The organism is Streptomyces sp. NPDC003635, assembly GCF_053587635.1.
In genome coordinates, this window is record NZ_JBSFOK010000095.1 from 1 (window position 1) to 9,745 (window position 9,745).

The window sequence follows — 9,745 nt, forward strand, 5'->3', positions numbered from 1 at the left end:
ACCCCCACCCACCCCCACCCACTTCCGCTCGCACGCCTCCCGCGGCAGGGGCCGCGCGCTCGTACCCCTCCCGCGCGTGGGCCGCGCGCTCGCACCCCTCTCGCGGCAGGGGCCGCGCGCTCGTACCCTCCAGCAGGGCCGCGCTTTCACACCCCCCGCAGCAGAGGCGCCCGTGTGGACGCCTCCTCGCACTCCAGCACCCACACCTCGTTCTCGCCCTCGCGCAGCACCGGGCCCGGCACGAAAAGCGCCGTCTGCGGCCCCGCCGACCAGTACCGGCCCAGGTTGAAGCCGTTCACCCAGACGAACCCCCTTGTCCAGCCCGGCAGTTCCAGCAGCGCGTCCCCGGCACCCCGGACGGTCACCGAACCCCGGAACAGCCCGGGCGCGGCCGTCCCGTCGAGCTCCCGGAACGGCACCGCCGACACGTCGTCCAGGTCGTCCAGCCGCAGTCCACGCGCGCGTACGTCGTGCAGATACTGCCGCTCGTGCAGGATCCCCCCGGTGATCCCCTTGGGCTCCCCGCAGCGCGGCCCGTAGTTGACCCGCCCCAGCGACTCCACCCACAGCTCCACCCGCGCGTGCCCGGCGACGGGCACTTCGAGCCGCTCGTCCTCCTCGGTGAGCACCCCGGCCCGCTCCCCGTCGACGTACACCACCGCGAGGTCCCGCAGTCCGCGCGCGATCAGCGGATACGGCCGTCGCGGCCCCGGCACGGTCACCTCGTAGCGCACCAGCCCCCGGTCGACGTCCAGCTCCTCGAAGGTCGGCGGCACGGGACCGGACACCTCGGCACCCCCACGCGCCTGGAGTACGGCGTCCAGGGGCGCCCAGGCGGTCAGGCGGGCCTCGGCGGGGGCGCCCAGCGCGGCGGGCGGCGGCGGGGGCTCGGGGAGAGGGCCGTCGGCGTACTCGGCGAGCACCTCGCGGAAGGCCCGGAACTTGGGCGTGGGGCGCCCGTACTCGTCGACCGGGGCGTCGTAGTCGTAGGACGTCACATCGGGCTCCAGCGGCCCGTCGTGCAGCTCGCCGCCGCCCCGGTTGGCGCCCGCCCAGCCCGCGAAGCTGGTGCCGCCGTGCGCCATGTACAGGTTGACCGAGGCCCCGCACTCCAGGATCTCCCGCAGCGCCGCGGCCGCGTCCCGGGGATCCCGTACGACGTGTTCGGCCCCCCAGTGGTCGAACCAGCCGCACCAGAACTCCATGCACATCAGCGGACCGTCCGGCCGGTGGCGGCGCAGGACCCGGAACGCCTCCCGCGCGTGGGAGCCGAAGTTCACCGTCGCCAGGACCCCCGTCACCGAGCCGCCGGAGAGCATGTGGTCCTCCGGGCCGTCCGAGGTGAACAGCGGGACCGATACGCCCTCCGCGCGCAGCAGCTCGGCGAGCCGGCGCAGATACCGGGCGTCGGAGCCGTAGCTGCCGTACTCGTTCTCGACCTGGACCATGATCACCGGGCCGCCGCGGTCGATCTGCCGGGCCACCACCTGGGGGAGCAGCTGACGGAACCAGCGCTCCACCGGGCGGAGAAAACCCTCGTCACGCGTGCGTGCGTGGCCCGGCACCCAGTGCGGCAGCCCGCCGTTCTCCCACTCGGCGCAGATGTACGGGCCCGGCCGCACGATCGCCCACAGCCCCGCCTCCCGAGCCGCGTCCAGGAACCGGCCGAGCGCCGCCACGTCCCGGAACTCGCCGGGCCGGGGTTCGTGCAGGTTCCACGGCACGTACGTCTCGACGCAGTTGAGGCCCATCGCCCGCAGCATCCCGAGCCGGTGCCCCCACTGCGCCTCGTGCATGCGGAAGTAGTGCAGCGCGCCGGACAGCAGCCGCACCGGCCGCCCGTCCAACAGGAAGTCCGTGTGCCCCACGGTGAACTCGCTCATGCCGCCACCCTCGCCCCTGGCGCAGGTGAGGGTCCATGGACAAAGATCGGCGCTGCTTGGACCGAACGACGACCGGCACGACGACCGGCACGACCACCGACACGACGACCCGGCACGACCACCGAAGGGCGCAGAGGAGGGGGCCGCGGATGTACCACACCTGGATGCGTTTCTTCACGCCCGGCCCCGCCCACCACCGCCTCGGCCTGGTCTGCCTCGGCGTCGGCCTGCAGTACGGCGTCCTGCCCACCGTCGGCCCGCGCACCCTCGACCACCACGTCGCCGTCGTCGTCAGCTCCGGCGGCGGCTGGTACCGCGGCCCCGACGGCCGCCGCAGCGCCGTCTCCGCGCCCGCCCTGCTGTGGCTCACCCCGGGCGTCCCGCACCACTACGGCCCCGACCCCGCGACCGGCTGGGACGAGGGGTTCGTCGACTTCACCGGCCCCGCGACGACGACGTACACCGAACTCGGCTACATCGAACCGGACCGCGCCGTGGTGCCCCTCTCGGACGCCGCCGCCCCGCGCGGGGTGATCGCCCGCATCGCGCGCGCCGCCCGCCGCGACAACCCGCTGCTGGAGGTCGAGACCGCGGCCGCCGTCCACGAGCTGCTCGTCGCCCTGCGCCGCGCCCGCGCGGACCTCGCCCCCGACGGCGACCAGGTCCTCAAGGCCCTCGCGCGGGACGCCTGCACCCCGATGACCGTCGCCGACCACGCCGCCCGGCACGGCATGACCCCGGCCGAGCTGCGCACCGCCGTCCGCCGGGGCGCCGGATGCAGCCCCAAGGACTACCTCCTCGGCATCCGGCTCGGCCGCGCCAAGGAGCTGCTGGCCGGCACGGAACTGCCCGTCGCGGCCGTCGCCCGCCGCGTCGGCTACGACGATCCGGCCTATTTCTCCCGCCTGTTCACCCGCCGCGTCGGCATGCCCCCGGTCCGCTTCCGCGCCCAGCAGGGCCGTACCGTCCCCGGCGGCTGGAGCGATCGGATCCCGCCGCCGGACGATCCGCCGATGATCGAGCGCGGGTAGGGAGCCGTAGGGTGGTCGCCCATGACCACCAGCAACACCGGAACCGGTGACGTCGACCCCGCCGTCCGCGAGGAGCTCGCGCGGCTGCGCGACAGCATCGACAACATCGACGCGGCCGTCGTCCACATGCTCGCCGAGCGTTTCAAGTGCACCCAGCAGGTCGGCCACCTCAAGGCCGCGCACCAGCTGCCGCCCGCCGACCCGGCCCGCGAGGCCCGGCAGATCGCCCGGCTGCGCACCCTCGCCGAGAACGCCAAGCTCGACCCGGCCTTCGCCGAGAAGTTCCTGAACTTCATCATCGCCGAGGTGATCAGACACCACGAGAGCATCGCCGAGACCGCGGAGACCGCGGAGACCGCCGAGACCGCGGAGACCGCCGAGAACACGGTCAACAGCGCTGCGCCCACGGCGAACTGACCACCGCCCGCCCCTCCGAGGGCGTGACACGGCCGCCCGCGGAGGGGCATGCTGCGCTGTGCACTCTTTGTCAGTCGACGGGCACACCCCGTCAGGGTCACGGACACAAGCTGGTTGTCCCATGCGGGAGGGACGTCGGGCCATGCCCTCGGATGCCAAGATCCTCATCGTCGACGACCACGAGGACACGCTGTACGCCCTGGAGAGCGCCCTGGCCCCCCTGGGCTACCAGCTCAGCCGCGCCACCACCGGTGACGACGCGCTCAAACAGGTGCTGCGCGGGAAGGTCGGACTCCTCCTGCTGGATGTGCGCATGCCCGGCGTCAGCGGCCTGGACGTGGTGCGCTACATGCGGCGCCTGGAACAGACCCAGCACATTCCGGTCATCCTGCTCACCGGTTTCGGCCAGGACCAGGAACTGACCTCCGCGGCCTTCGGGCTGGGCGTCGCGGACCTCGTGATGAAACCCATCGACCCCTGGACGTTACGCACCAAGGTCCGCTACCTCTACGACGCCCACCGCCGCCACCGCGCCCTGGAACAGGAAGTGCGCGACCTGCGTGCCCTCGTCAAGGGCCGGACCGACACCGGTGGGCCCGTCCCGACCCGCCCCGACCCCCGCGTCCCCTCCCAGCGCGACACCTCCGGCTCCCGCCGGGCGCAGGACCGGACATAGGCCGCGTACCGGCCCACCCCTGTGACTTGTCGGTGCCATCAGGCAGCATGTCGTTCATGTCCGTACTGACGCGCAACGAAGCGCAGGCCCGTGCCCAGCTCCTCGACGTCCGCCGCTACACGATCGAGCTCGATCTGACCACCGGGGACGAGACCTTCGACTCCCTGACCGTCATCCGGTTCGCCACGCGCGCCGACGCGGACACCTTCGTCGAGGTCAAGCCCGCGGAACTGCGCTCGGTCACGCTCGACGGACAGCCCCTGGACCCGGAGACCCTGGACGGCAACCGGCTGCCCCTGAAGAACCTCACCGCCGGAGAGCACGAACTGCGCGTCGAGGCCGCCATGCGCTACTCCCGCACCGGCGAGGGCATGCACCGCTTCACCGACCCCAGCGACGGCGAGACCTACGTCTACACCCAGCTGTTCATGGACGACGTCCAGCGCGTTTTCGCCGCCTTCGACCAGCCCGATCTCAAGTCCGTCTTCGAACTGTCCGTCAAGGCCCTCGAGGGCTGGACCGTCCTCGCCAACGGCGTCACCGAGCACACCGACGGCGTCTGGAAGGCCACGCCCACTCCGCTGATCTCCACCTACCTCGTCGCCGTCGCCGCGGGCCCCTGGCACTCGGTCACCACCGAACACCGCGGACTGCCCTTCGGCCTGCACTGCCGCCGCTCGCTGGCCCCCTACCTGGACGCGGACACCGACGAGCTGTTCGAGATCACCAAGCAGTGCTACGACCGGTACCACGAGAAGTTCGACGAGCCCTACCCGTTCGACTCCTACGACCAGGCGTTCGTCCCCGAGTTCAACGCCGGCGCCATGGAGAACCCGGGCCTGGTCACCTTCCGCGACGAGTTCGTCTACCGCTCCGCCGTCACCGACACCGAGCGCCAGACCCGCGCGATGGTCATCGCCCACGAGATGGCCCACATGTGGTTCGGCGACCTCGTCACCCTGCGCTGGTGGGACGACATCTGGCTGAACGAGTCCTTCGCCGAGTACATGGGCTACCAGACCCTCACCGAGGCCACCCGCTTCACCGACACCTGGACCGACTTCGGAGTCGTCCGCAAGGGCTGGGGCTACGACGCCGACCAGCGCCCCTCCACCCACCCCGTCGCCCCCGAGGCCGTCGACGACACCGCCTCCGCGCTGCTCAACTTCGACGGCATCTCCTACGCCAAGGGCGCCTCCGCGCTGCGCCAGCTCGTCGCCTGGCTCGGCGAGAAGGACTTCCTCGCGGGCATCAACACCCACTTCGAGCGGCACAAGTTCGCCAACGCCACCCTCGCCGACTTCATCGACTCCCTCGCCGCCCACACCGACCGGGACGTCCACGCCTGGGCCGACGCCTGGCTGCGCACCACCGGCGTCGACACCCTCACCCCGCGCGTGACGCCCGGCGCGGACGGCACCTACACCCTGGACGTCGAGCGCGCCGGCAGCCGTCCGCACCGCATCGCCGTCGGCCTCTACGACCTGGACGTCGCCGACGAGGGCCGCCGCCTCGTCCTGCGCGAGCGCATCGGCCTCGACGTCCCGCAGACCGGGCCGCAGCCCATCGGCAAGCGCCCCGCGCTGCTGCTGCTCAACGACGGCGACCTCTCCTACGCCAAGGTCCGCTTCGACCCCGAATCCTTCGAGGGCGTCCGTACGGCCCTGTGCGGGCTGCCCGAGCCGCTGAGCCGCGCGGTGGTGTGGAACGCGCTCCGGGACGCCGTCCGGGACGGCGAACTGCCCGTCGGCGCCTACCTGGAGACAGCCCGCACCCACCTTCCGCACGAGACGGACCTGGCCCTCGTCCAGGGCGTCCTGGCCTTCGCCTCCGCACAGGTCGCCGACCGCTACCTCGCGCCCGAGGAGCGCCCGGCCGCGCTGGCGACCCTCGCCGACCTCTGCCGCGACCTCATCCGCCGCACCGAGGACGGCGACCACCCCGGCCTGCGGCTCATCGCCGTACGCCACTTCATCGACGTCACCGCGCACCCCGAGTCCCTCGCGGCCTGGCTCACCGAAGGCACCGTGCCCGGCGGGCCCGAGCTCGACCCCGAGTTGCGCTGGCGCATCCTGTCCCGGCTGGCGGTCCTCGGCGCCACCGACGAGGCCACCATCGCCGCCGAGCTGGAACGCGACCCGAGCGCCACCGGCCAGGAGGGCGCGGCCCGCTGCCGCGCGGCCCTGCCGGACGCGGAGTCGAAGGCCCGCGCGTGGGAGGCCATGTTCGCCACGGACGACCTGTCGAACTACCTCTTCACCGCCACGGCCCAGGGCTTCTGGCAGCCCGAACAGGCCGATCTGGTACGGCAGTACGTGCCGCGCTTCTACACCGACGCGGTAGCCGTGGCGGAGCGCAGGGGCCCCGCCATCGCGGACGTGATCGGCCGCTGGGCGTTCCCGGTGTACGCGGTGGAGGGCGAGACCCTCAGCCTGGGCGAGGCCTGTCTGCGCGACGGGGACCCGATCCCGGCCCTGCGCCGCAAGCTGGTGGACCAACTGGACGACCTGGCGAGGGCGTTGCGGGTGCGGCAGGCCTAATACCCTCTTTCGGGTTCCGAATCCCGGGCTTTTCGGACATGACCGTGGGTCGGCCTCCAAGCTGTTCTCATGAGCATGACGCCGCCGCTCGCCTCGGGCCCCGAAGGCCCCCACGCCCTGGGCCCCCTGCTCGACACGGTCCTGGAGGCGCTGGGGGAGGGGACACGAGCACGAGGAGGGCCCCTGCCGCCCGGGGGCCCCTCCGAGGTGGCCGCGCGAGTGCGGGCCGCGCTGGGTGACGTACTGCCGGACGAGGGCGACCCCGACGCCCTGCACCGCCTGGTGCGGACCCTGGCGGAAGGCTCGGCGGACCCGGCGAACCCCCTCTGCGCGGCCCACCTCCACGGCCCACCACTGGCGGTAGCGGTGGCGGCGGACCTGGCGGCGAGCGCCCTCAACCCCTCCCTGGACTCCTGGGACCAGGCCCCGGCGGCGTCGGAGCTGGAGCGTCTGGTGACCCAGGCACTCGCGTCGCTGGTCCACGCCGCGCCCGATGCCGCGCAGCGGGGAGCGCCCGAGGAACTCCTCACCGCGCCCGAGAGGGCCGCTGTGGCACTGCCCGGCCCGAGCGGTCGCGGGCAGCCCGACCGGTCGGGTGGCGCGGCTGAGGGCGGCGGCAAGCGGCAAGCGCCGCCGAGCGCCCCCACGCCGGCGCCGCGCGGTCGGGGGCAGTCGTGGCGGTCGGGTGGCGCGGGTGAGGGCGGGGGCACGCGGCAAGCGCCGCCGAGCGCGCCCACGCCGGCCGCCCCCGACGCGCTCGTCACCACCGGCGGCACCGAGTCCAACCAGCTCGCGATCCTCCTCGCCCGCGAAGCAGCCCCCGGCACCCGCCTCATCCACGGCGCCAACGCCCACCACTCCCTCCCGCGCGCCGCCTGGCTCCTCGGCCTCCCCGATCCCGTCGTCGTCCCCGCCCCCACCGGCACCCTCGACCCCGCCGCCCTGGACGAGGCCCTCACCCGCCTCCCCGGCCCCCACCTCGTCGCTGCCACCGCGGGCACCACCGACGCGGGCCTGATCGACCCCCTCCCCGACATCGCCGCCCTGTGCGCACGCCACCACGCCCGCCTCCACGTCGACGCGGCCTACGGCGGCGGCCTCCTCTTCAGCGACCGGCACCGGCATCAGCTCGACGGCCTGAACTCCGCCGCCACCGTCACCCTCGACCTGCACAAACTCGGCTGGCAGCCCGTCGCCGCAGGCCTCCTCGTGGTCCGCGACGCACACGACCTCCGCGCCCTGCACCACCGCGCCGACTACCTCGCCGCCGACGACGACACCGAGGCCGGCCTCCCCGACCTCCTCGGCCGCTCCCTGCGCACCACCCGCCGCCCCGACATCCTCAAGATCGCGGTCACCCTCAAGACCCTCGGCCGCCAGGGCATGGGCCGAATCGTCGACCAAGTCTGCGAGCGCGCGCAGGAGTTCGCCGACCTCGTCGACCGACACCCCCGCTTCGAGCTGAACGACCGCCCCACCATCAGCACGGTCCTCTTCCGCCCCGAAGCCGCCACGGACGAAGCCGTCGCCGCCGTACGCCGAGCCCTCCTCACCAACGGCCGCGCCGTCCTCGGCCGCGCCCGCCTCGACGGCCGGCTCTGGCTCAAGGTCACGCTCCTCAACCCCCACACCCGCCCCGGCGACCTGGCCGCCCTGCTCCACCTCGTGGAAGGAACCACCCCCCGATGAGCCCCACCCCCGACACCCCCCGCGACCTGGTCGGCATCGGCATCGGCCCGTTCAACCTCTCCCTGGCCGCCCTCGCCCACCCGCTGGCCGAACTCGACACCGTCCTGTACGAACAGCGCCCCGCCTTCGACTGGCACCCGGGCCTGCTCATCGAGGGCGCCACCATCCAGGTCCCCTTCCTCGCCGACCTCGTCACCCTCGTCGACCCCGCGAGCCCCTGGACCTTCCTCAACTACCTCAAGAGCCGCGACCGGCTCTTCCCCTTCTACTTCGCCGAGCGCTTCCACATCCAGCGCGCCGAGTACGACGCCTACTGCCGCTGGGTCTCCGAGAACCTGCCCGCCCTGCACTTCGGCCACCAGGTCGACGCCGTACGCTTCAACCCCGAACGGGACGTGTTCGAGGTCGACTTCACCCAGCTCGACGCCGACGGCGAGGCCGAGGCACTGGGCCGTACGTACACCCGGAACGTCGTCCTCGGCATCGGCACCGAGCCGTACGTCCCCGAGCCGCTCAGACCGCTCGTCGAGGCCCGCGGCGTACCCGTGTTCCACGCCGCCGACTACGTCGGCCACCGCGCGGACCTGCTGGCCGCCGACCACGTCACCGTCGTCGGCTCCGGACAGTCCGGAGCCGAGATCTTCCTCGACCTGCTCCGCACCCGCCCCGAGGGCCGAGAAGGGCTGCACTGGATCGGCCGTACCGAGGCGTTCGCGCCCATGGAGTACTCCAAACTCGGCCTGGAACACTTCACCCCGGACTACACCCGCTACTTCCACGCCCTCGCCGAGCCCGTCCGCGACCGGCTCGTCACCTCGCAGTGGCAGCTCCACAAGGGCATCGACAGCGACACCCTCGCCGCCATCCACGACGAGCTCTACCGCCGTACCCTGCACGGCGGCTGGCCGGACGCCGTGCTCACCCCCGGCGTCCGCGTCCGCACGGCGGGACGGGTCGCGACCACCAAGGTCGAACTGCACCTGGAGCACATCGAGCAGAACACCCGCTCCCGTCTCACCACCGACGCCGTCGTCCTCGCCACCGGCTACCGCGAGCGCCCCCTGGACCGGATCCTCGCCGGTCTCGACCCCTACCTGCGCCGCGACAGCCGCGAACGCCCGCGCGTGGACGAGAACTTCCGCCTGGTCCTCGACCCCTCGGTCACCGGCTCGGGCTGCAACGTCTACGTCCAGAACGCCGAACTCCACACCCACGGCGTCGGCACCCCCGACCTCGGCCTCGCCGCCTGGCGCAGTGCCACCATCCTCAACGCGGTGACGGACAAGGAGACGTACCGGCTCCCCCCGCGGACCGCCTTCACCACCTTCGGCCTGGAAACACCGCGGCCCCAGATCCCGCCCGCGCGCAGGCCACACGCGCTCACACCACTGGCGGACGGGATCTGAGGCCGACAAGTGCCGCGTCAGGCAACGTTCGCCCCGTCGCGTCGCCCGGCACGCACTCTCGCCGCACCGGGCACAAGCCCAAGTACATCCAGTACGAGGGCTT

The 9,745-nt window shown here is 73.0% G+C and carries 7 protein-coding genes; 6 read left to right on the forward strand and 1 reads right to left on the reverse strand.

Going from position 1 to position 9,745, the window contains the following annotated elements:
• Positions 1-146 precede the first annotated feature (146 nt).
• The gene (locus ACWDRW_RS39680; protein WP_451733266.1) at positions 147-1,883 is read right to left on the reverse strand and encodes a glycoside hydrolase family 35 protein; all 1,737 of its coding nucleotides are present in this window, start codon (positions 1,881-1,883) and stop codon (positions 147-149) included.
• A 149-nt stretch (positions 1,884-2,032) separates the two neighbouring features.
• On the opposite strand from ACWDRW_RS39680, the gene ACWDRW_RS39685 reads away from it, so the two are divergent.
• The 6 genes from ACWDRW_RS39685 to ACWDRW_RS39710 all read left to right on the forward strand — a co-directional run bounded on the left by ACWDRW_RS39685 (position 2,033) and on the right by ACWDRW_RS39710 (position 9,642).
• Positions 2,033-2,914, forward strand: a complete 882-nt coding sequence (locus tag ACWDRW_RS39685; protein WP_451733269.1) for a helix-turn-helix domain-containing protein — start codon at positions 2,033-2,035, stop codon at positions 2,912-2,914.
• Between the two features lie 21 nt (positions 2,915-2,935).
• Entirely contained in the window at positions 2,936-3,331 is a 396-nt protein-coding gene (locus ACWDRW_RS39690; protein WP_451733272.1) for a chorismate mutase, read from the forward strand.
• Positions 3,332-3,473: 142 nt separating this feature from the next.
• Positions 3,474-4,007, forward strand: coding sequence for a response regulator (locus ACWDRW_RS39695; RefSeq protein WP_451733274.1), 534 nt, complete (start codon positions 3,474-3,476; stop codon positions 4,005-4,007).
• Positions 4,008-4,063: 56 nt separating this feature from the next.
• Positions 4,064-6,547: an aminopeptidase N gene (pepN, locus tag ACWDRW_RS39700; protein WP_451733277.1), complete on the forward strand. Its 2,484-nt coding sequence runs from the start codon at positions 4,064-4,066 to the stop codon at positions 6,545-6,547.
• Positions 6,548-6,616: 69 nt separating this feature from the next.
• Entirely contained in the window at positions 6,617-8,236 is a 1,620-nt protein-coding gene (locus ACWDRW_RS39705; protein ID WP_451733280.1) for a pyridoxal phosphate-dependent decarboxylase family protein, read from the forward strand.
• Positions 8,233-9,642: a lysine N(6)-hydroxylase/L-ornithine N(5)-oxygenase family protein gene (locus ACWDRW_RS39710; RefSeq protein ID WP_451733282.1), complete on the forward strand. Its 1,410-nt coding sequence runs from the start codon at positions 8,233-8,235 to the stop codon at positions 9,640-9,642. The genes ACWDRW_RS39705 and ACWDRW_RS39710 overlap by 4 nt, the downstream gene beginning before the upstream one ends.
• Positions 9,643-9,745: the final 103 nt, after the last annotated feature.